18 protein-coding genes, 1 tRNA gene and 1 pseudogene are annotated in these 21,140 nt (G+C 49.4%); 6 read left to right on the forward strand and 14 right to left on the reverse strand.

The window, feature by feature from the left end:
- Positions 1 to 220: 220 nt before the first annotated feature.
- Positions 221 to 1,477, reverse strand: a complete 1,257-nt coding sequence (locus tag OXH18_RS01920) for an IS110 family RNA-guided transposase (RefSeq protein WP_268608000.1) — start codon at positions 1,475 to 1,477, stop codon at positions 221 to 223.
- Between the two features lie 575 nt (positions 1,478 to 2,052).
- On the opposite strand from OXH18_RS01920, the gene OXH18_RS01925 reads away from it, so the two are divergent.
- On the forward strand, positions 2,053 to 2,310 hold the full coding sequence (locus OXH18_RS01925) for a hypothetical protein (RefSeq protein WP_268610737.1): 258 nt from the start codon (positions 2,053 to 2,055) through the stop codon (positions 2,308 to 2,310).
- Between the two features lie 90 nt (positions 2,311 to 2,400).
- Positions 2,401 to 2,583: pseudogene (locus tag OXH18_RS01930) on the forward strand (ATP-binding protein); the annotation flags it as partial.
- Between the two features lie 776 nt (positions 2,584 to 3,359).
- On the opposite strand, the gene OXH18_RS01940 reads toward OXH18_RS01930, so the two are convergent.
- Positions 3,360 to 3,431: transfer RNA gene (locus OXH18_RS01940), tRNA-Val, on the reverse strand.
- A gap of 318 nt (positions 3,432 to 3,749) precedes the next feature.
- On the opposite strand from OXH18_RS01940, the gene OXH18_RS01945 reads away from it, so the two are divergent.
- Both OXH18_RS01945 and ispD read left to right on the forward strand, forming a co-directional pair.
- Positions 3,750 to 4,139 carry a hypothetical protein gene (locus OXH18_RS01945; protein ID WP_268610738.1) on the forward strand — a complete coding sequence of 130 codons (390 nt, stop codon included), beginning with the start codon at positions 3,750 to 3,752 and terminating at the stop codon, positions 4,137 to 4,139.
- 156 nt (positions 4,140 to 4,295) lie between these two features.
- On the forward strand, positions 4,296 to 4,985 hold the full coding sequence (ispD, locus tag OXH18_RS01950; protein WP_268610739.1) for a 2-C-methyl-D-erythritol 4-phosphate cytidylyltransferase: 690 nt from the start codon (positions 4,296 to 4,298) through the stop codon (positions 4,983 to 4,985).
- Between the two features lie 26 nt (positions 4,986 to 5,011).
- Here the strand turns inward: ispD and OXH18_RS01955 are convergent, their stop codons facing one another.
- The 4 genes from OXH18_RS01955 to OXH18_RS01970 form a co-directional block, all read right to left on the reverse strand.
- A complete protein-coding gene (locus OXH18_RS01955) occupies positions 5,012 to 5,458 on the reverse strand; it encodes a hypothetical protein (protein ID WP_268610740.1) in 447 nt (148 codons plus the stop codon).
- 105 nt (positions 5,459 to 5,563) lie between these two features.
- Positions 5,564 to 6,796 carry an anhydro-N-acetylmuramic acid kinase gene (locus OXH18_RS01960; RefSeq protein WP_268613114.1) on the reverse strand — a complete coding sequence of 411 codons (1,233 nt, stop codon included), beginning with the start codon at positions 6,794 to 6,796 and terminating at the stop codon, positions 5,564 to 5,566.
- Positions 6,797 to 6,850: 54 nt separating this feature from the next.
- Complete coding sequence (locus OXH18_RS01965) at positions 6,851 to 7,516, reverse strand: potassium channel family protein (protein WP_268613115.1); 666 nt, start codon at positions 7,514 to 7,516, stop codon at positions 6,851 to 6,853.
- 199 nt (positions 7,517 to 7,715) lie between these two features.
- A complete protein-coding gene (locus OXH18_RS01970) occupies positions 7,716 to 9,050 on the reverse strand; it encodes a TrkH family potassium uptake protein (RefSeq protein WP_268610741.1) in 1,335 nt (444 codons plus the stop codon).
- 81 nt (positions 9,051 to 9,131) lie between these two features.
- Here OXH18_RS01970 and OXH18_RS01975 point away from each other — a divergent pair, with 81 nt between their 5' ends.
- On the forward strand, positions 9,132 to 10,013 hold the full coding sequence (locus OXH18_RS01975) for a methyltransferase domain-containing protein (protein WP_268610742.1): 882 nt from the start codon (positions 9,132 to 9,134) through the stop codon (positions 10,011 to 10,013).
- Here OXH18_RS01975 and OXH18_RS01980 read toward each other — a convergent pair.
- Together OXH18_RS01980 and OXH18_RS01985 are read right to left on the reverse strand one after the other, a co-directional pair.
- Entirely contained in the window at positions 10,005 to 11,615 is a 1,611-nt protein-coding gene (locus tag OXH18_RS01980; protein WP_268610743.1) for an Hsp70 family protein, read from the reverse strand. The genes OXH18_RS01975 and OXH18_RS01980 overlap by 9 nt on opposite strands.
- A gap of 15 nt (positions 11,616 to 11,630) precedes the next feature.
- Entirely contained in the window at positions 11,631 to 12,704 is a 1,074-nt protein-coding gene (locus tag OXH18_RS01985) for an EI24 domain-containing protein (protein ID WP_268610744.1), read from the reverse strand.
- Between the two features lie 238 nt (positions 12,705 to 12,942).
- On the opposite strand from OXH18_RS01985, the gene OXH18_RS01990 reads away from it, so the two are divergent.
- Positions 12,943 to 13,992 (forward strand): linear amide C-N hydrolase, encoded by a 1,050-nt coding sequence (locus OXH18_RS01990; RefSeq protein ID WP_268610745.1) that lies wholly within the window; start codon positions 12,943 to 12,945, stop codon positions 13,990 to 13,992.
- Between the two features lie 211 nt (positions 13,993 to 14,203).
- Here OXH18_RS01990 and OXH18_RS01995 read toward each other — a convergent pair whose 3' ends face one another.
- From OXH18_RS01995 to OXH18_RS02020, 6 genes are all read right to left on the reverse strand, one after another.
- Complete coding sequence (locus tag OXH18_RS01995; protein WP_268610746.1) at positions 14,204 to 15,184, reverse strand: carbohydrate kinase family protein; 981 nt, start codon at positions 15,182 to 15,184, stop codon at positions 14,204 to 14,206.
- Positions 15,181 to 15,519: a DUF4168 domain-containing protein gene (locus OXH18_RS02000; protein WP_268610747.1), complete on the reverse strand. Its 339-nt coding sequence runs from the start codon at positions 15,517 to 15,519 to the stop codon at positions 15,181 to 15,183. The genes OXH18_RS01995 and OXH18_RS02000 overlap by 4 nt, the downstream gene beginning before the upstream one ends.
- A 192-nt stretch (positions 15,520 to 15,711) precedes the next feature.
- Complete coding sequence (locus OXH18_RS02005; RefSeq protein ID WP_268610748.1) at positions 15,712 to 16,527, reverse strand: inositol monophosphatase family protein; 816 nt, start codon at positions 16,525 to 16,527, stop codon at positions 15,712 to 15,714.
- Between the two features lie 142 nt (positions 16,528 to 16,669).
- Positions 16,670 to 17,575 carry a heme-dependent oxidative N-demethylase family protein gene (locus OXH18_RS02010; protein ID WP_268610749.1) on the reverse strand — a complete coding sequence of 302 codons (906 nt, stop codon included), beginning with the start codon at positions 17,573 to 17,575 and terminating at the stop codon, positions 16,670 to 16,672.
- A 44-nt stretch (positions 17,576 to 17,619) separates the two neighbouring features.
- Positions 17,620 to 20,148, reverse strand: a complete 2,529-nt coding sequence (locus tag OXH18_RS02015) for a type I secretion system permease/ATPase (protein WP_268610750.1) — start codon at positions 20,146 to 20,148, stop codon at positions 17,620 to 17,622.
- Complete coding sequence (locus OXH18_RS02020; protein WP_268610751.1) at positions 20,145 to 20,906, reverse strand: peptidylprolyl isomerase; 762 nt, start codon at positions 20,904 to 20,906, stop codon at positions 20,145 to 20,147. Before OXH18_RS02020 ends, OXH18_RS02015 begins: the two co-directional genes overlap by 4 nt.
- Positions 20,907 to 21,140: the final 234 nt, after the last annotated feature.

Genomic DNA, 21,140 nt, shown 5'->3' on the forward strand with positions numbered 1-21,140 from the left:
CAGCCCAACATAGCCTCTGAGGAGGATGGGGTCAAGTAAGTTTTTGAGTCTTTTTCAGTTGGCTTCTCGGCTTTTGAAACTTAGACAAACGATTGTAGGTTGGCTCTGAAAATGTGCATAATAGTATGCTTCAGAATCAACCATTCGTTCCTATTTTTGTTGCATTTTCTACCTCTTTAATCTTTCCTACTTTATCTCCAATAAAAACTGAATTTCCTTCTCAAATTGCCCCCAGCAACTTTACAATTGGCGAACCCTTACGCTGTAATGCTGCAACATACTTCGCCTCATCATATGGCTCTCGATTCTTCCAACAACCAAACAGAATCCGTATCCACTTGAACGCTAACGACCGCATCGCTGCTGGATGAGAATTGCCCTTGGCTCGCTGCATTCGATAATAGGCTTGTGCCCAAGCACAATGATGTCGGCTTTGATTGACCCACTCTACAAACGTCTGTCGCAAGAAGATCGGACAACTCCATCGCCAATGCACCCAATTCTTCTTGCCACTACTCTCTCTAACAGGGGCAATGCCAAAGTAACACATCATCTGCTGGGCACTGTCAAAACGCGATCGCTCTTCCCCAAAGGCTGCAAGTAATCGGGGAGCCAGATGTTCTCCAGCACCAGGAAGGGCTGCAAACCAACCTGCATCGGGAAGTGCCGTGAAACAACGATCGATCTTGAGCGTCAGTTCCGTTAAGCGTAGGAGTAACGGCTTTAACTGACCGATCAAGGTTTGCACGAGCCATTGCATCGGTTCGACAATGCCTGGGTCTTCGGTTAAGGAAATGCCAGAGGCGGCAATTTGTGCAATCCGACGAGTGATGGCACTACGACGAATCACTTGATGAGAGCGGAAAAACTGAGTTAATTCCTCTGGGGGCGCCGCTTGAGCGTCCTTGAGCGTGGGGTAACGTTCAACAAAAGCGCAAAATACCTGAGTATCCTTGTCCTCAAACCAATCCAACACTTGAGGATAGTAATTCTTCAGCGCAGCAATCCTGCGATTGCTCAGACGGACCTTCTCACCGACCAACATCCGTCTGGATTCAACCCACTGCCTTAATGCTCGCATCTGAGCACTTTCCGGCTGCCAGGCTGGAAGTTTGTCCTGGTGCTTTTGCAGCAGTTCGACCAGGATGCGGGCATCAATTGGGTCTGACTTGGCACGAGACGGCTGAAAGGCTTTGCGGTAGTTGGAAACGGTGCGTGGGTTGATCGGATAAAGCACCAAGTTTTCGTACTGGCAGAGCGCATAAATCAGTGGACCGCGCTTCTGCTCTAAGCACACTGCCAACAAAGCATTGCCGTATCGCTTTCGTAATCCCTTGACCCAAGCAGCAATGGCATCCGGTTGTGCGCCAATGACAGACTCTTCTATTTCACCTGTGGTGCAATCGTAAAGATAAATGTCGTGTTTGCGGTCAGACCAATCAATCCCGATGTAGGCAGCGTACACGTTCTGATTCATGATGTTATTCTCGAACTACAGTTGGTGATGCAACTGGGACTGCTTCTGCTCAGGCGAAAAGATTATGGCAGGTGTAGTCGCACCGTCCTCTGAGGATTCGTTATCGAGAGAAGCACAGGGTGGGGCGAGTCGATATGTTAGTAGACATCAAGTGTCACGCGATGCATGGTCGTCTCCCACCCTGTCTCCCAGTCCTGAGGCTGAGCTTACACCCTCTGCTTCAGTCCTGTCCCCCCATAATTCAAATGCAGCGGACGACTAAGAGCTATCGGTGCTGAGTTTGAAGCTATTTATCGCCGCTGATTTGAGTCGTTATGCCACCTGATCTTTCGCGTGGACAGAGCAGAGAACTTATTCGTCAGTTTTGAGGCTGGTAGCTAGCGCGACTGAAAGGATTAAACAAATTCGGTTATTTAATTCATCTTTAAAGTTGGAAAGCTAAACTCATACTAACTTCGTCAAAAACCAATGCTTGCCAAGACCTCTGTCATGCAAAAAATAGCGACTATCGTACAAATTCTTGCCCTTATCGCCCTGAGTGCTTTTTCAGGTGCTTGTTATTCGTTGCCTTTATAGTGGTTAGATTTTGGCGATCGGCAGAGTCAAGTATTTTTCTATCGTGGATGGCTGAACATTTTTTCCGCTTTCCCTTGCTTATTGATGTCGTTGCGGCTCATCATGCCTTGATCAGGCAAGCCCTGTCCGAATGGAACCAGGAACGGTTGTATCTGAGCCTGGACACAACTGTCGTATGGAATTGCTTTTGCCTTGTCTGGGTGGGTGTGGTGTATCGGGGCAGAACGGTTCCCATTGCTTGGCGAGTGGTGGCATAACCGAGCAGTACCGTCCGGTTGTGGACGATTCAGAGCATACTCAGGCAAGCCCAAAGCATCCTGCCTGATGCGGTCGCAATTGTCCTTTTATTCGACCTGCTTATCCTGGACGATCTGGGGTATGTCAAGAAGGATGAGGCAGAAACATCAGTGCTCTTTGAACTGATTGCTCACCGCTATGAGCGGCGGAGCCTTCTGATTACAGCCAACCAACCCTTCAGCCAGTGGGATGCGATCTTCTCCGACTCCATGATGCAGCTTGTATCAGCAGATTGGATAACTCAAAGTGGAGTTGGACTGGTTGAAAAAAAGCTGGGATTGTCCCTCGCCCATTAGCGATTGCTGGTAGATCCTAACCATCCCACTATCAGTCTGTCGCGCCAGTGCCAGTTGCTAGATTTAGCCCGTTCCAGTTGGTACTACAAACCGATTGAAGTCGATTCTTACGAGTTACATTTGATGAACCTGATTAGGGGTCTAAAATCCGGTAGGTTTGCCAGATTTGCTCAAACGCTTGCATACTTGGCGATTTGTCTGTTTCTAATAGCAAGATACTAATCAAAAAATGAACGAAGAGATTAGTATTTAAGCGGATAAAAATGCTTTGTCAAAAAGATGTGCGTAGTTAAATCACAGCGAGGGTTTGGACTGTCAGGGTTTCTATCGGCTCCTTGGCTAGAGGTGTTTAGAAAGACTAAGCGAATTCTTGCTCTGATCTATCTATTGGGTTCTTATTGACTCCTCAGCTATAACTTTGGCATCAACAATGGTGGATAGAAAGGCGCACTTCCTTCACACAACGAGGACTTAGCAAACTGCTTCTTTTTAAAGTTAAGCAAGAACTTATAAGTCCAAATCCTCAAAAGCCGATGTTTCAAGAATTATTCTCTGACAAGCGCTATAAAAAACTGGCTTTTTAGACTCAAAGTAGAAATCGTCTACAAGCAGTAGACTGAAACGCTTGAAAATTCGTCCTTCAAAATATTCTTTGACAAGAGCTATGAAAAACTGACAAATAGCTCTGGAATGTACAAGCTGACTTGAATATATGGGCGATACTGGATTCGAACCAGTGACCCCATCCGTGTGAAGGATGTGCGCTACCACTGTGCTAATCGCCCAGAGTATATTTCAGATTATGCAAGATTTGCTTTGTGTCAGTATCATCAAGTTGACTGTTACAAGCAACCGTACAACCTACAGTTTTTACAAGAAAAGTAGCCTGAAGGTTTCCTTAGTATAACTTGAAAAGATAGCAATCCATCACGATGTCTTCTAAACTCATAGACGTTTGGCTTTGACAGGACGGTTGCCTCAAGATGACGGCAGCTCAATAAGCAGACTTAGCCGATCGCTGTTGGGGTTGCCATGATCTTGCAGAGGTTGAGAAAGACCGCAGCATCTGAAACAATCAGGCCGAAACGATGAGGAGGAAAGCAATGGCAGATGTAAACGGCGTTTGGCTTGGAACCTATTGGCAAGAAGGAATTCCGACCCGATTTGAAGCAACACTTGTACAAGGTGGAAATGCCTTGAGTGGTCGCATTCTAGATGACAATTATTTAGGAGAGGCACAAATTGAAGGAGAAGTCGTTGGTCGCAGCATTCGCTTTACCAAACGGTATCTAACGACATCCCCTCATCAAGTCGCCTATACCGGAACGCTGGCTGAAACCGCTGATTATATGCAGGGACAATGGCGTATTGGTGTCCTCCATTCGGGAACTTGGGAAGCCCACCGCAGCAACGAAGACCTAACAGCCGATCTAAAGAATCGCTTAGAGCAGCAGATTCCTGTTGCCGCTGGTGAAGCAGTCCTACCCGGATAGAGAATCGGTTTAAGGATGAAGAATTAGGGCGGTTGCTGAACTGATCCATTTACTCGATCGGACTAGTCCCAATTTCCAATTCTCGATCGCCTGATCCCCTGAACACGGTACAGTTACCAAAGTTACCAATCATTTGATTGCAAGGAAGGAGATACAGTGTATTTATTGATCCCTGCGGCTGGCTCAGGACGACGGATGGGGGCGAAACGCAATAAATTACTGTTGCCATTGTTGGGGCAACCCGTGCTGGCGTGGACGTTGCTGGCAGCCAAACAGTCGCAGCAAATCGAGTGGATTGGCATTATTGGACAACCAGAAGACTGGCTCGACTTTAAGAACATCATTAGTCATCTAGAGTTGTCCGACAAAGTTCACTTGATTCAGGGCGGCTCAACTCGGCAAGAGTCAGTGTATCGGGGTTTACAAGGACTACCCACCACTGCTAATCGGGTGCTGATTCACGATGGGGCGAGATGCTTAGCAACGTCCGATCTGTTCGATCGCTGTGCAGAAGCGCTACAATGCTGTGCTGGGTTAATTGCGGCCGTTCCTGTCAAAGATACAATCAAAATCGTGAAGCCGGATAGCCAGATCATCGACCGCACACCCGATCGCAACCAACTGTGGGCGGCCCAAACTCCCCAAGGTTTTGCGGTGGAAACATTGCGCCAATGTCATGACGAAGGGCTGCGTCATGGCTGGGAAGTCACAGATGATGCTGCCCTATTTGAACAATGCGGACTGCCAGTGACAATTGTGGAAGGTGAAGAAACCAACCTGAAAGTTACCACTCCTGTAGATTTGGCGATCGCTGAGTTTATTTTGCGACAGCGAATCAGCCAATAAGCGGCGACCGTCGAACTAACATTCAGTTAGCTTGACAATCGTTCTATGGTGGCTTCCATCAAGCTCATAAGATGATGCCCCGCCATGAGGCTGCTGGAGAGGCAGTACCGATCTGCACTGAGTTGGTGTAGCGTTTCAAAGCCCGTGCGCCGCTGGCGATCGCTCAAGACCCAGTAGCGTTGCACAATCGACTCTGGGGCTACCCAACCTTCCCCTTCAACCCGCCCTAATAGACTATGCTGAAGCACAAACGTATATTGGCGATTGTCTGTATTTAGCCGTCCGCGATACTGCCATGAAATCTCTGCCCGATCGGACTGTGGGAAGATCAACTTGGTGATCATTGTGAACCAATCGTTACGGTTCCACGCTACCAAAATTTTACCTTTCACCGTGACAGGTAAGGCGTCTTGATCGAGCCAATTTCCTTGTAGCATCCATTTTCCCGGTTCCAACAAAAAGGTATGTGACACAATTTGAGTCCTTACTGTCCCATTCCGTCTTAGGCAGATTAGCAGTGAGATTGAAATCAGCGTGAAATCCTACCCCTGATCGTCTTAATCGTAATCGTCTATATCCTAGACAACTAGGTGAATTTCCCCTAAAAGAACAGCTTGGCTTGCGCCTGTAACCTCCGGAAGATTACCGGGAATTTGGTTCATGCGCCAATAGGCCAACACGGCAAACGCGATTGCTTCTTTATAGTCGGCATTTAGCCCCATTTCATCGGTGGTATAAACCGTAGCCGGATTTAGATTTGCCTGTAACCGTTGTTTGAGGTATTGATTGCGGCTACCGCCGCCACACACCAGCACTTGATCGGGCAGGTGGGGCAAAAACGATCGATAGCTGTGAGCAATGGACGCGGCCGTCAGTTCCGTTAATGTAGCCAGCACATCGGCATCACCGAGTCCGTAGCGGGCCGTGTCTTGTAGACAGCGATCGAGATAATTGGGTCCAAATAGCTCTCGTCCGGTCGATTTGGGCGGGCGTTGTTGAAAGTACTCTTGTTGTAGCCACTGGTGCACCAGTTCTAGACAAGGACTGCCTTGGGCAGCCCAAGCCCCATTATGATCGAACGATTGTTGCCCCCCCGACAACCGCTGTACCGCCAGATCGAGCAACGCATTGCCTGGACCTGTATCCCATCCTACAATTCCGGAATGAGATTGACCAGAGTGGCGCTTATCTAGAGCGAGATTGCGGGTAGGGTTGGCTTTTGCTGGCAGGTATGTCACATTGCCAATACCGCCAATATTTTGCACACAGCGATCATATTGTGGATGCCTCAGCAAACAAACATCGACTGGTGGGACGAGGGGTGCGCCGTGCCCACCGACGGCAATATCTGCTGCCCGAAAGTTACTGATTGTGGTGATACCTGTCAGGTGAGCAATTAAAGCTCCTCGCCCTAGTTGCAGGCTGTAGCCGAGGGAGAAAGGGAAGCGGGAAGCGGGAAACGGGGAATTTGGGGAGGGGTGGATGGGTTGAGGGGGACGATGATAGACGGTTTGACCATGCGACCCAATCAAGACAGCGGGCTGTTGATTTTGACCTAAACCTGACTGCACGGCAAGTGCAGCCTGAGCAAAAACAGTAGCGATCGCATCGTCCAGTTCTGCCAGTTCAACCATCGACAACGCTGCCCCATTGCACACGGCTAGAATTTGTGAGCGCAGTTCTGCTGGATAGGGGTAGGTGTTGGCAGCGATGAGGTCAACCACCAGATCATCGGTTGTCCCGGAGATATTGACCAAAACCGCATCAATTCCATCGACAGACGTACCGCTGATCAGCCCAATTACATTCATCACAAGAATTTTGCAAGAGATTGAAAATCTAGCCCTCTACCTTTTTTGTTTTCTCTATCCCACTGGTAGCTGATCAATGCATTTGTTTGCACCAATCACAACCATTAACCAACCCTTGTGTAGCCGAGTGACAGGGCTGGGGTTGATATCAAATCTGCCATCTCTGCCAACTGCCAGAATATTAATGCCATAGCGCTTGCGCAGATCCAAATCGACGATCGTTTTGCCATCAAATTCTGCTGGAATTGCAACTTCCACAATGCTGTGGTCTGGATCAATTTCAAAGCGATCGAGAACACTGGGTTTTGTTAGCGATCGGGCTAGCGCACAGCCCATTTCATATTCGGGAAAGATTACGTGATCGGCTCCCACTTTCTTTAAAAGTTTGCCATGTACATCGGTTGATGCTTTGGCAATCACATAGCGCACGCCGCCGTCCTTTAAGTTGAGAGTTGTAATAATGCTCTCCTGAATGTAGTTACCGATCGCCACAATTACCGTATCAAATTCAAACAGTCCAGCCTCCTTTAAGGCAGACGGTTCAGTCGAGTCTAGCTGAATCGCATGAGCCGCTGCTTGATCGGTGAGAATTTGCGCCACCCGCCGCTCGTCCGAGTCTACGCCCAAAACTTCATAACCCAAATGGTGCAACGTCATGCACACCGCTCGTCCAAATCGCCCCAGACCAATCACAGCAAACTGGCGGCTTTGCAACCGCATGCCTCGGAAGAAACTGAGCGAAGAAAGAGAAAGTAAATTCACGGCTATCAAACCATAGTGTTGAAAAAGCGGTCTGCGGCATTGATTCAATGCTGAGAAAAATCAGTGTGAGGCAGCCTGCTCTTCTAAAGTATCAAGAAACTAGCCCAACTCGGTTGATGCATTCATTCCTGTTAATGCCAAAAAATGTCATGAAATTTTAACCGATTAGCAAATTCTCTTCTGGGTAGTTAATGGCGGTTGGACTGGGATCACCCAAAATTGCCGACATCAGCAGCAGAATGCCAACTCGTCCTACATACATCGTGATAATTAGCACAAATTTGGCAAAGGTAGACACACTAGCAGTGATGCCGGTGGATAAGCCCACTGTGGCAAAGGCAGAGACAGCTTCAAAAAAGACGCGAATAAATTCAATATCAGGATCGCTGATGGCAATTAATGTTGTGGCAATGACAACGGTCATTCCCGAACCAAAGACGACCCCAATCGCCTTAAGAATCAAGGTCATGGGAATTTCACGCCGATAGGAAATCACTTCTTCTTTCCCGCGCAAGACCGCCTTGGTACAGTCGAACAAAATTCTGAGGGTGGTGGTTTTGATGCCGCCAGCAGTTCCTCCCGGACTGCCACCCACAAACATCAAGGCGATTGTAATAAACAGGCCCGCATCGCTCATCAGTCCATAGTCAATGGAATTGAACCCAGCTGTGCGTGGAGTTGCCGATAAAAACCAAGCCAGCAGCAACCGATCGCCCAAGTTGAAAGAACTGAAAGTACTTGGATTATCAAACTCCACTAGCAAGAAGGCGAACGTGCCACCCACCAAAAGGAACAACGTCGTGCTGGTGACAATTTTGAAGTTGAGGGGGAAAGAACTGTGGACGGGACGCTGTCTCAATCGATCGCGCAACCAGAAATACAGTTGCATATTGACTTGATAGCCAATGCCGCCAAAAATAAATAGGCCTGGAATAATTAGATTAATTGGAACGGATGTGGCGTAGCCAATTAAATTGTCTTGAAACAGAGAAAACCCGGCATTATTGAAGGCACTAATGCTATGGAACAGGGCGAGCCAAATTCCTGAACGAAGTCCATAGTCCGCCGCAAATATAGGAATCATCAAGAATGTGCCGGTTAGCTCAAAAATCAGTGTTACAGCAATAATTGACTGTACCAACTGCCCCACCCCAGACATGCCTGCTTGGTCAAGCGACTGTTGAATGGCGATTTTGTCTCGTAGTCCCAATTTCACGCCTAAAACCAACAGTAAAAACGTGGTAGCCGTCATGTAGCCCAATCCCCCCACCTGGATCAGAATCAGGATCACAAGCTGTCCAAACGGCGAGAAGTATGTGCCAGTATCAACCACAATTAGACCTGTAACACAAACAGCCGAGGTGGCCGTGAATAAAGCGGTGGTGAAGTTTCCCCAAGCGCCATCTGCTAGGGAAATGGGCAGCAAGAGTAGCAGGGTGCCAACGGTGATGACTGCTAAGAAACCTAAGCAAATCGTGCGAGCAACCGTCATGAATTCGTTTAACTTGATGAGGTTTAATGGACGAGAAGATGATAAAGAAATTTAAAGAGCCTGTTTCAAAGAAAATTGCTAATGACCTTAACTCTACAACAGCAAATCAGCCGCTTTTATGATGCTTCCTCTGAATTGTGGGAGCAAGTGTGGGGTGAGCACATGCATCATGGGTATTATGGTGCAACTGGAACCGATCGCAAAGAGCGGCGACAAGCCCAAATCGACCTAATTGAGGAATTGCTGACTTGGGCAGAGGTACAGCAAGCAACTGATATTCTGGATGTAGGCTGCGGCATCGGCGGCAGTTCGCTCTATTTAGCTGAAAAATTTCACGCTAGGGCAACGGGCATTACCTTGAGTCCGGTGCAGGCGAATCGAGCCAGGCAACGATCGCAAGCCGCTGGATTGGGCGATCGCACTACGTTTTTGGTGGCCGATGCCTTAAACATGCCCTTCGCCGATGCATCGTTTGATTTCGTTTGGTCATTAGAAAGTGGCGAACACATGCCTGACAAACGAAAATTCATGCAGGAGTGCTATCGCGTCTTGAAGCCAGGTGGTCGATTTTTGATGGCAACCTGGTGTCACCGCCCGGCAACTCCGCCCCACCACCCCACGCTCACCCAGGATGAACGGCAGCATCTGGAAACTATTTATCGGGTTTATTGTTTACCCTATGTGATTTCATTACCAGAGTACGAGGCGATCGCTCAAGATCTGGGACTGCAATCGATCCAAACGGCAGACTGGTCGGTCGCCGTAGCCCCGTTCTGGAATGTGGTAATCGATTCTGCTTTCACCCCCGCCGCGATCGTAGGGCTGCTGCGCTCTGGTTGGACAACCATTCAAGCTGCCCTTTCGCTAGGACTCATGAGCCGAGGCTATGAGCGGGGTCTAGTGAAATTTGGACTACTGACAGGGCAGAAGTCACCCCATGACGTCACTCCTCCCCTAACTTAACTGCACCACCGCCCGATCGTCTACCAACGTTTGGGCCGTCAGCAGATCCTCTACAGTGATTCGCAAAAAGCGATCTTCGTCGATACGGAATAGCACTCGAATTCGATCGCTGCCTGGATATCCAGGGGGAGACAGTTGAGCAATGGTACGGGCGTCTGGGCTGTCGTTCAGTGGTTTTACCGTAGACTTTCCTGCCGATAAGGTACGAGTCACCAGTCGATCGCCATCGAAATATACCTCGGTACTGGTGGTTGCTTCGCCCAGTTCCCCGATGACAAGCTCAATACTGGGCTGTTTTTCCATCGATGCCCCTAGCAACAATTCCACAGGTTGCAGCATGGGATAAGGTTGACCTTGCCGAATAATCGGATGCCAGCCGTGACAGTGGTTACGTCGGTCCCAAAAGCGAATGCCATAGCTGTGATAGAGAAAATCTTTCACTTCCATGCCTTGCCCCAGTTGCAGTGCCCCGTGTGCGATCGCCTCAAAGGGCGTTTGGGAACGAATTTTTTCCAGTGGAAAATACTGCTCAATCCAGGTCTGTACAGCGGGAAGCTGGGTTGTGCCGCCCACTAATAACACCGCGTCAATGGCTTCGGGGGTCAGCCCCTGTCGCTGAGCTTGCTGAAGCACTTGCGACATAGAGGCATTCAATCGATCGAAAAACTGATGATCTTGCAGAATTGCAGTTAACCGCTCGCGATCGAGGTGTAGTTCGTAGCTTTCAAAGGTTTCATCGTTGAAGTAGACTTCGGTGGCTTCTGATTGCTGCGACAGTTGAATTTTCAATCGTTCCACCAATCGCAAAGTCAGAGGGGTGATGGCAACGGCTTGGGTTTGCTGGAAGTAATCTGCCAGCCAATTATCGATATCCGCTCCTCCTAAATTCTGTCCGGCCTTGGCTATGACTTTGGCCAGCTTAGGGCGCTGGGCCGATTCTTCTAGCACCTTCTGTCCCCACTTCAGCAAAAATCCTAGTGGTTTGGCTTGAGCTTGATTAGCTTGAGATTGCCGATCGCCTTCTAGCCGCACCAGCGACAAATCCAGCGTGCCACCGCCAAAATCTACCACCAGTATTGTGCCCTGATTGTCTAGTCCATAGCCGAGGGCTGCCGCTGTAGGTTCATCTAATAACCTGACTTCGTTTACTTGCAACGACTTACAAAGTTGCGTTAGCCACAAGCGATACGCTTCAAAACTATCGACCGGAACGGTGAACACCAGAGCATCTACGTTTGGATCAGTCGATTGAAGTTGCTGAATCAACGTTTGCAAAAACCACTGACCCGCTTGCTCAAAGGTGACAGTTTGTCCATCCAGTTCGGGCATAAATCCTTGAATATCTGTGCCAATGCCGCGCTTAAAATTGCGAAAAAAGCGAGGGTTTGTGCCCAAATCCAATCCATGATCGCGAACAGCTTGCCCTACGATGACCTCTTGATGGGTGGCATCTTCTACATAGAGTAAGCTCGGAATTAACGGCGGATTATTGGACATCTGAAGCGATAGTCCTAGCAATGATATCGTTTCAGGCTGTTGCGTTACTGGGTTCCAGCGCCCAATAACCGTGTTACTGGTTCCAAAATCGATCGCGTACACCATACACAAGCTTTGACATTAACTGTTTATTGTCTCAGAAGGTTGGAACCAAGCGAGAACCCGATCGCAGAAAAATAGTGTTCCAGCCGCGACGCAGACGGGAATTGCCAGTAGGTTCACCAAGGGAATACTGACTAACCCTAGGCATACCAACCCAAACGAAGCACTGGCGGGTAGGCTGCGAAACACAACGCCCAACTTTTGGCGAAAGGAAGGACGCCGTCGCTCTACCGCTGCATCTAAAAAGTCTAGACATGTAATCATACTTGCTAGGGTAATGCCGCCGATCGTCGCCACTCCGGTTCCCGGGCCTAAAAATAACCCCAACAGTAAGATAGGAAGCCCAATGCCGATCGTCAGTCCCAGCTTTCTTAATTCATAAAAAACAGCCCGCCCAATTTCAACCGCTGGATTTACCTCAATTAGCACCATTTGTCCGGTTCGGAGCATTTCAATTTCCTCTGACAACTTGCCATACCAAGGTGCACCCAGTAACACACCGAATTGCAGAAAAATAAACCCGGTGACAAACAGCAACACCAAGGTTAATAGCCCCCGCAGTAGCCAGATGAACGCGGCAACTCCCCAATCGGGTAACGCCTTGAGCCAAAGAGGCAAGTGCACATTCCAAGTTGTCAACCAGTTTGGTAGAGAAATAGCCCAGTGTGGCCATTGAAACGGCCAGTGAGGTAGATTGGGCAACGACGGCACCCATGTTGGTAAATTAATATGCCAGTTGGAGGGAATGAACCATGATGGCAACGGTAGCGCGTCAGTCGGTATCGTGGGCAGGTCGATTGACGGCAACCGCGTAGCTGTATTGGAAAGATCTTGAGAAATTTCAGCTATCCAGATTGGCAGAACTGCTAAAAACCGATCGATCGCGTTCAACCCAACAATCAACAATCCGGCATATACTGTCATTCCCAGAATCAAGTTAATGAGAATGGGAATCAAGATATAGCGTCGCAATCGCGGGGTTTTCAGTAATAGCCACAGTGCCTGTAACGGATAGAGTGCTCCGACTATCAGACCGCCAGGGCCGCGCTCAAACAAAGTTAAGGAACGTTGAGGAACAGATGGCTGACTCATGGCGAATTGGCTCTCCTAAAGCGGTGCCAGAATTGAAAGGAGTTTCGCGAGTGTGTCTGCTGCACTTCACCGTCGCCGGACTTGCAGTCATCGAAAACCCAACAAATGAATTTATGTTTGGTTTTATTTTATCTAGTGTAGAAATTCAGGGGATGAGTAGGAGTATACTCTCTAAAACCTACAGGAATTGGCATTCTATAGAGTACTAATTCTACAGAGTCGATATATGAATACGCTGATGAAAAGGACTTTGGCGATCGTCGCCCTGGTCTTGTTGAAGCTTTCTGCATTCATCCCTACCGCAGAAGCTTGTACCAGAGTGCTCTATCGAGGGCCGAACAATACGGTTTTAACGGGACGAACGATGGACTTCTCGCTGGACATTCCTACGAATCTATGGATTTTTCCTAGAGGGATGCAACGCAACGGTGAAGTCGGGCCAAACTCGCTTGAATGGACTTCAAAGTACGGAAGCGTGATTGCCAGTTCTTGGGATATCGGAACTCCAGATGGGATGAACGAGAAGGGACTGGTTGCCAACTTACTGTGGCTGGTTCAGTCAGAGTATCCACCCTTTGATCCCAATGGCGATCGGCCCGGATTGACAATTGCTGCATGGGCGCAGTACGTGCTTGACAATTTCGCAACGGTAGCCGAAGCGGTTGAAGCCCTGGAACGAGAAGAGTTTGTGATTGTAACCGATTTCATTCCTGGGACTGACAAATTTACCACCGTACACCTCTCAATCTCAGACGCCACGGGCGATAGCGCCATCTTTGAATACATTGACGGTCGCTTGGTCATTCATCATGACCCTTCGTATACGGTGATGACCAACGATCCACCCTTTGAGCAGCAACTAGCCATTGATGACTACTGGCGAAATATTCCAGGAACGATGTTTCTGCCGGGTACAAATCGCGCTGCCGATCGGTTTGTTCGAGCTAGCTATTATCTTGATGTCATTCCCCAAACCGATGATCCTAGAATTGCCGCAGCCAGTGTATTTAGTGTCATTAGAAATACCTCCGTCCCCTACGGCATCTCCATAGAAGGGTTTCCAAACCTGGCTACGACTCAATGGAGGGTGGTTGCCGATCAAAAAAATCTGCTTTATTTTTTTGAGACGACTGTCACTCCCAACACTTTTTGGGTTGATCTGAAAAAAATTGACTTTAGCGAAAACAGCGGCTCCAGAGTGCTCAGACTTACCAATGGAGAAGTCTATGCAGGAGAGGTGTCTTCCGAATTTGTCAGTTCAGAGCCGTTTAAATTTCAGGGTCTCTGACGTGAGCGATCGTCCTTGCACCAAGAGAAATCAAGTTAAGCGCCGAGGATTGATCGGTATGAGAACTTGTCCCACCAAAACTAGGCAGGTTGTAATGCTGAAATTATGATCCTCGGCTATGTTTTATGTTTGCCGTCTTCAGAGGGACTAGAGGCATTTCCATCGATAATCTCCAGCCCTTACGGCTGACACTCATGGCAAAGCCAACTCCTTAACCCCCTAACCCCTGCTGCATTAAAAAGGCCTTGACTTCAGCCGCTGTAGGTTGAGCCGCGATTGCTCCAGGCTTTGTGGTTGTCAAGGCTCCAACAGCACTGGCATAAACAATCATCTGTTGAGCCGCTTCAGCATCCTTAAGGGCTGGAATCCCCTGTTGCAGTAGTTGATGCAACAACCCTGCCACAAAACTATCTCCTGCTCCGGTCGTATCTACTACAGCAACGGGAAAGGCGGCCACGCGACCGACCTGTCCACTGAGCGCATAGGTACAACCTTGTCCTCCGTCGGTTATGACGACCCCTTCCACATCGCCATGACGATCCGCGATCGCGCTAGGGTCAGCCGTATCGAACAACCACTCAGCCTCTTCCCGCGACAGTTTCAGGAAGTCTATCTCTTGAATAAAATCGCGAATGATTGGTTTCGCTATGTCTGGATCGGGCCAAAACATGGGTCGCCAGTTGACATCTACCACCAATTTTAGATAGTGACGATCGGCCAACTGAAGGGCATATTCCATCGCTTGGCGCGTTTCGGGATAGGCTAACCCCAACGTTCCCATCACTAGATAATCAGCATGGGCAAACAACTCTACTGGTAGCAAATCGGCTTGTAGATGGGTATCAGCAAACTCAGTTGTGTTTCTGCCCCCAAAGCCTGCAAATTGCCGCTCTCCCGTGGTCGATCGCAACACTTCAATTTGTCGCGTTGGGGCGCTATGACGCTGAATTCCTTCCCCTTCTACCCCTACTCTTTCCAATAAGTCAATCAGTTGTTCCCCAGCTTCGTCTTCGCCTACACAGCCAATGAACCCTGAGAACGTGCCCAATTTAGCCAGCGCACAAGCCACATTTGCAGGCGCACCACCCGGATAGCGCGTCCACGATGCTACCTGTTCCACCGATTGAGTGGGTTGATCTGCTAGGCAATCCCAGAGAATTTCACCTAAACAAAGCACCTGCGGATGGGTCATATTGCCTCTGCTGCCTCCTGCAATTGAGCGGCCACCCGCTCACCAAATTCTGGATCGATATTGGCTAAGCCCAAAAGCTGGAGATATTCTTGTAGGGTTAGCCCTTCTGTCTCAATCAGTTCCAGCGCTTCTGCCTGAATTTCTCGCTGCATTTGCAACGATTCCGATTCAGTTTCTGTGCTTTGCAAATCGCTTTCTCGTTGCTCAATTAACGCCACCACTTGTAAATAAGCATGCACAAACTGATTAATTTTTTCAGACGAGATTGCGTTTGCATCCAAACCCGATCGACTCGGGGCGATCGTTTCTGGCATGGGAGAAGCGTCAGTTTCCATCAAAGTCACTGCAACCGATGTCCCCATGCCCACCCCAAGCCATAGAACCAGGCTTAGACTAAGCAGAACAACACCTCTTAACCCAGCCTCCAGCCAGGAGTGTAGGCACCTAACTAACTGAGAACATAACCACTGAGGACGTAACCAGGGTATAGTTCGAACGTAAGGATCATTCATAGGCACATTATTGAATTAAATTGATTCTCCCAAAAACTGAACCCAAGGAAGAAACATTGAGACAAATTCAGGACGGTTAACAACTAACGTAGGATACGATCGCTGCCGGTAATTTTGTCCGGGTTGCAGTGGAAAGATGGCAGCCCGATCCAGCGCATACCACGTTGCCCCGGCGGCTTGCACGATCGCCCACACCGCCGCAATGTCCCAAATTTTGGGCGTGGCTTCCACACCACCTAACGCCGCCCCCGCCGCAATGGTCAGCAGATTATAGCTGGCACTGCCTAACATGCGAATTTTGCAAGGAAACGGTTTAGGGTTACACAAAACACCCGTGCTGCGAGCACATAAATTAAACAATTGATTGCCAGACGGCTCGGCGGAACTAGCGTGAATGGGTTGATGATTCAAAAAAGCACCCGTAGGGCCAGTCAACCCAGAGTCACCATACCAAAATCCATGAAACGAATGCTGCAAGGGTGGTACGGCAACATGACCAAAAACAGGTGTGCCCTGATATAACAAACCGATCGAAATGCCCCATAACGGAATGCCGCGCGCAAAGTTGGTTGTACCATCGATCGGGTCAATAATCCAGCACCACTCGGTAGCTGGGAAAATATGCTCCACTTCTTCACTTAAAACACCGTGTTCGGGAAAGGTCTGAAGAATGGCTTCTCGAATGGTGCGATCGGCCCATTTGTCCGATTGGGTCACTAATGTACCATCAGACTTGGTGGTGGCTTGCGCTTGCCCAAAATCATGCAAAAGCTGTTTCCCCACGCGATCGGTAATCTCTTCGGCAACGCCCAACATCTTGTCCCAATTCATGTAGGTTCATTTGCTTACTCACTGCTTCCTCAGCATACGTTTAAATCACAAGTAGCAGCGCAGATAGAACCCGAAATTGGTCTAAATCTAACAACATTCGAGGGTTGTGTGGAGCGAGGATTGATAATCGAGCAAACGGGGTTTAATGAGCTATCATGGCGACAATGCGACGAAGATAGGGCATCAACACAGGCTGAATGGCTGAGAAGTTTTTGTAATGCTGCATGGCGGCTGGCATTTGTTGCAGGGCTGTTAGCAGTGCTTGGGCCAAGGTGGGCTGTTGCTCGACGATTGTCATGGGATAGAGATAGGTACGAATGGTAAACAGAATGGTGTCAGCGATCGCAAATCGTCGCAGCGTTTGTCGTTCTACTCGAATCCACAGTTGCGTCCCGGCATTTTCAACGGTCAGCGAGGGAACAGGCGCAGGCGTTGCAGTAGATGGGCGGATTAAGCATAATTCTGGCGTATTGACAATGCTCCAGTTGAGCCGATAACACGGCGCATCAATCCGCAGGCGATCAAACACCCGATCCACTGAGCAGGCAAGGCGATCGGCATAGCCGGGGACGGGGTGATGAATGTGGGTCAAGGGATGTCCCAGTTTCTCGGATAAACTCCAGTAAGCAGGAAAACACACAGAGCCAGCCGTTAGCACATACCCCACTGGACCCGGCTGCATCAAGCATAAATCTTCTTGAACCAGTCGTCCGGCTAAATCTAGGGGGCGATCGGCAAAGGCATCAATCTCCCACACCTGCCCGGTCACAAAATTATAGATGCGATTGCCCTGTCGCTGAAAATGAGTAGGAAACTGCTGTGGTAAATAGTTCAGCAATTCCTCTAAGACAGCGTGTTGCCCGGCGTGGCTCTGCGGCAAACTAGCAACCACATCGGCGTAATGATGTTGCAACAGCGTGGTTTTGCGATCGAGATATTCCTTGAACTCTTGATCAATTTCTATCCAATCGCATAATTCCAGAGGCTTCAATCCCATTTTTAGCCGCCAAGGGGCTGTGGCAAATGGTAAATAGATCCGTTTTTGCATTGCCGTTGCTGGCCATCGATGAAGGAACTTGGGTTTCCTGGTCCCTAAACGGCTGCTTGCTGTCGTTGATACAGCGAATAATACAAGCCCTTTTCTTGAAGCAATCGATCGTGTGTTCCCCGTTCCACAATCATGCCCTTTTCCATCGTCAAGATCAAATCGGCTCGTTTTAAGGGAGCAAAGCGGTGGGCAATCAAAAACAGAGTGCGATTTTGCGAAACGCGCTTCAGGTTTTCCAAAACCTGCTGTTCGGTTTCAGCATCGAGGCTGCTGGTGGCTTCGTCCAAAATCAGAATCGGTGCCTCTGACAGGAACAACCGCGCTAGGGTAATCCGCTGTCGTTGACCACCCGATAGAGACGTGCCACGTTCGCCCACATTGGTCTCATAGCCATACGGCAGATCGCAAATGAAATCATGGGCCACGGCCAGGCGTGCCGCTTCTACGACTTGTTCGGCTGATACATCGGGATTGCCCAGCGTGATGTTTTCTAGAATCGTGCCATTAAACAAGAAATCTTCTTGCAGCACCACCGCAATTTGCGGCCGTAGCGAGGCCAAATCGGCGCTTTTGACATCAAAACCGTCAATCAAGATCCGTCCCGATTCGACTGGATACAAGCGCTGAATTAGTTTAGAGAGCGTGCTTTTGCCAGAACCGCTGCGCCCAACAATGCCGACAAACATACCGGGTTCCACATCAAATGAAATGCCACGCAAAATTGGCTCTTGCTCGTCGTTGTACCGGAAGAAGACCCGATCGAAGGAAACCTGTCCTCGCAAAGGCGGCAAGGTTAAGCCCGTGCCCGGTTCGGCTTCTGGAGCGGTGTTGAGAATATCGCCAATGCGATCGACCGCCAGCAGCACTTCCTGCAAGGTTTGCCACAGTTGAATCAGCCGCAGCAGCGGCCCTGTGACGCGACCTGACAGCATCTGGAATGCCACTAATTGTCCGATCGTCAGTTCTTGTTTAATCACCAACTGGGCCCCCACCCAGAGAATCAGCAGGGCCGAAAAGCTGGTGAGAAAATCGCCAATGTGATTACTAATATTGGCGGTAGTCGTGGCACGAAATCCGGTGCGGACAAAGCGAGCATACAGCCCTTCCCAGCGATCGCGGGTGGGTTTTTCGGCGGCATGTGCCTTGACTGAGTGAATGCCGGTTACGGTTTCCACCAAAAATGACTGGCTATCGGCGCTGCGGTTGAAGGTTTCGTTGAGCCAGTTGCGCAAGATCGGCGTTGAAACCAACGTCAGGACGGCAAACAGAGGAATCACCGCCAGCGCTACCCCCGTCAGCTTCAGGTTGTAGTACGCCATCATACCCAAGTACACCACCGAGAAGATGCTGTCGAGCACCACCGTCAGCGCTGTGCTAGTCAGGAATTGGCGAATTTCTTCTAGCTCCTGCACCCGGGCCACCGTATCGCCTACCCGTCGCGCTTCAAAGTAGGATAAGGGCAAGCGCAGCAAATGGCGAAATAGTTGCGCCGACAGTGCCATATCCAGCCGATTGGTTGTATGGGTGAAGATGAACATGCGTAACATGCCCAAGATCGCCTCAAACACCGCCGTGCCTAACAGAGCGATCGCCATCACGTCCAGGGTAGCCAAGCTGTTGTTGACCATCACCTTATCGATGATCACCTGAGTGATCACGGGAGTAGCTAATCCCAGCAGTTGCAGCGTAAACGACGCCAGCAGCACTTCTATTAACAGTGTGCGGAACTTCCACACCGCTGGCAGGAACCAACTGAGGTTGAACCGTTCCTGTTTGCCGATCAGTTCCACTTGCCATAGCTGCCCGTCCCACGATTCTTGCACCAGCGATCGCGGCATACTTTCGCAGGTTTGAGCGAGATTCATGGGGTCGCCAATAATTAGCCGATCGCCGCGCACACCATAGGCCACCACCCAATGCCCGTCTTGTTGCCACTGAAGCACTGCCGGGAAAGTAATGCGCTGCAAATCCTGCCAGTTACCGATCAGCAAGCGTCGCAGTTGCAAACCCAGTTTTTCACCTGCATTGATCAAATCTTTCGGGCGCTGTCCCCGTAGTTGTCGTTGCACCCATTCCAACTGGGCTGGCGCTTCCAGATATTGCGCTACCATGGTGAGACTAGCAGCGGCCGTGTTCAAGCCTGCTACTAAGGGATAGCTGGAGACAGGTTGCGGAGCCGTCGAAAAATTCGGCTGATAGCGCGATCGCACCGATGCCCAGAACTGCTGAATTTCTGCTGAGTGGTAAGCCGCCCAAGCTTCTGCACTCCATGCCAACACTGTGACTTTCTTACTAGCAGCCCGGGCTTTCCAGCGATCGCTTAACTCCAGCCTATCCCCAAACCAGTCGCCTTGTTCCAGCACAATCGGTTTGCCGTCGTCAGGTACAAGCCGCACCTTGCCAGCTACAATCAAGAACTGGCCATTGGCTGATTCAGTAGACCAAATAATTTCGCCCAGCGTATAGGTTTGAGCGTTAGCCTGATTTTTCAGTTGCACTTGCTGATTGGCATTCAGCCAGCCCAGCGGCGGTTGATCCCAGTCCACCTGAACGAGTTGATCGTTGGTAATCATGCCCCTATTTGTAGCTTGATGGGTAACGATTGCATTTTTTCAGCGAGCCACTGTTCAAAGAGTTCATCTTGTAAGCCCTGCTGAAGCTGTGGCTGATCGAGCGAGGCCGGCAGCACGTCTTCTACTCGAAATAGCCCCCAGCGATCTTCCAGATGGAGTGGGCCCACCACATCACCCGGTTTTGCCAAATCAGCCGCCGATCGTAGCATATCTGGCATTGTGCCTCGGCTAACGGGGCCCACCATGCCGTTCATGATTCTATCGTCAGTAATAGAATACTCGCGGGCTAGCTGTTCAAACGATGCTCCCTCTTGGAGTTGGCTGTACAACTCGTCAGCAAGTTCCTTATCTGTGACGATAATTCGAGACAGTACCACCCGATCGAGAAAAACTTTGCGTTCAATAAAATATTCTTGTAGTTTCGACTCTGTCACGACTTCTTTGAGTCGCTTAAACTTAAAACTTAGTGAGATTTGGTTATGGAATGCTTCATAGGTTAAGGCATTTTCAGTCAACCACTCTTGAAACGCGTCAGAATCGGTCAACTGATTTTGTAAGCGAAAATCAACGATCGCCTGCTCAATGACCGCCGGATTTACCTCTAAATCGCTTCGTGACTGTAATGCACGCTCAATGACGAACTGCCGCACGATATCCCCAATAAACGCATCCAGCTTGCGACTAGCTTGCAAATAGTTCAGCACTTGCCCAATGGAAATGGGCTGTTCGTCAATTGTCAGAAAAGTTTCGGAGGACATGTATCACACTTGGACTTCAGCAACCCCATTATGCCCAAACTCTAGAGGGCAACGTGCAATCTTAATCCGTTAGGTTAAGTAAGATTACGCGATGCTGCTGCGATCATGAAGCGATCGTGAAGACAATGATCCTTAAACTAAACGAGATCTTTTGGACTACTTCTCCCTCTTCCTCCCTCTTCTTGCCCAAGCGACGGGATTGACGGTATTACACGGTTACAAGTTCAGGCGTGG

It is taken from the genome of Thermocoleostomius sinensis A174, from assembly GCF_026802175.1.
In the GTDB taxonomy this organism is placed as follows: Bacteria; Cyanobacteriota; Cyanobacteriia; order Elainellales; family Elainellaceae; genus Thermocoleostomius; species Thermocoleostomius sinensis.

What these genes read in the sequence shown, in the direction of transcription:
- OXH18_RS01920 (WP_268608000.1), bottom strand. Translation starts at nt 1,477, where the DNA reads ATGAATCAGAACGTGTACGCTGCCTACATCGGGATTGATTGGTCTGAC.
- OXH18_RS01945 (WP_268610738.1), top strand. Translation starts at nt 3,750, where the DNA reads ATGGCAGATGTAAACGGCGTTTGGCTTGGAACCTATTGGCAAGAAGGA.
- OXH18_RS01960 (WP_268613114.1), bottom strand. Translation starts at nt 6,796, where the DNA reads ATGAATGTAATTGGGCTGATCAGCGGTACGTCTGTCGATGGAATTGAT.
- OXH18_RS01965 (WP_268613115.1), bottom strand. Translation starts at nt 7,516, where the DNA reads ATGCGGTTGCAAAGCCGCCAGTTTGCTGTGATTGGTCTGGGGCGATTT.
- OXH18_RS01970 (WP_268610741.1), bottom strand. Translation starts at nt 9,050, where the DNA reads ATGACGGTTGCTCGCACGATTTGCTTAGGTTTCTTAGCAGTCATCACC.
- OXH18_RS01975 (WP_268610742.1), top strand. Translation starts at nt 9,132, where the DNA reads ATGACCTTAACTCTACAACAGCAAATCAGCCGCTTTTATGATGCTTCC.
- OXH18_RS01980 (WP_268610743.1), bottom strand. Translation starts at nt 11,615, where the DNA reads ATGGTGTACGCGATCGATTTTGGAACCAGTAACACGGTTATTGGGCGC.
- OXH18_RS01985 (WP_268610744.1), bottom strand. Translation starts at nt 12,704, where the DNA reads ATGAGTCAGCCATCTGTTCCTCAACGTTCCTTAACTTTGTTTGAGCGC.
- OXH18_RS01990 (WP_268610745.1), top strand. Translation starts at nt 12,943, where the DNA reads ATGAAAAGGACTTTGGCGATCGTCGCCCTGGTCTTGTTGAAGCTTTCT.
- OXH18_RS01995 (WP_268610746.1), bottom strand. Translation starts at nt 15,184, where the DNA reads ATGACCCATCCGCAGGTGCTTTGTTTAGGTGAAATTCTCTGGGATTGC.
- OXH18_RS02000 (WP_268610747.1), bottom strand. Translation starts at nt 15,519, where the DNA reads ATGGAAACTGACGCTTCTCCCATGCCAGAAACGATCGCCCCGAGTCGA.
- OXH18_RS02005 (WP_268610748.1), bottom strand. Translation starts at nt 16,527, where the DNA reads ATGAATTGGGACAAGATGTTGGGCGTTGCCGAAGAGATTACCGATCGC.
- OXH18_RS02010 (WP_268610749.1), bottom strand. Translation starts at nt 17,575, where the DNA reads ATGCAAAAACGGATCTATTTACCATTTGCCACAGCCCCTTGGCGGCTA.
- OXH18_RS02015 (WP_268610750.1), bottom strand. Translation starts at nt 20,148, where the DNA reads ATGATTACCAACGATCAACTCGTTCAGGTGGACTGGGATCAACCGCCG.
- OXH18_RS02020 (WP_268610751.1), bottom strand. Translation starts at nt 20,906, where the DNA reads ATGTCCTCCGAAACTTTTCTGACAATTGACGAACAGCCCATTTCCATT.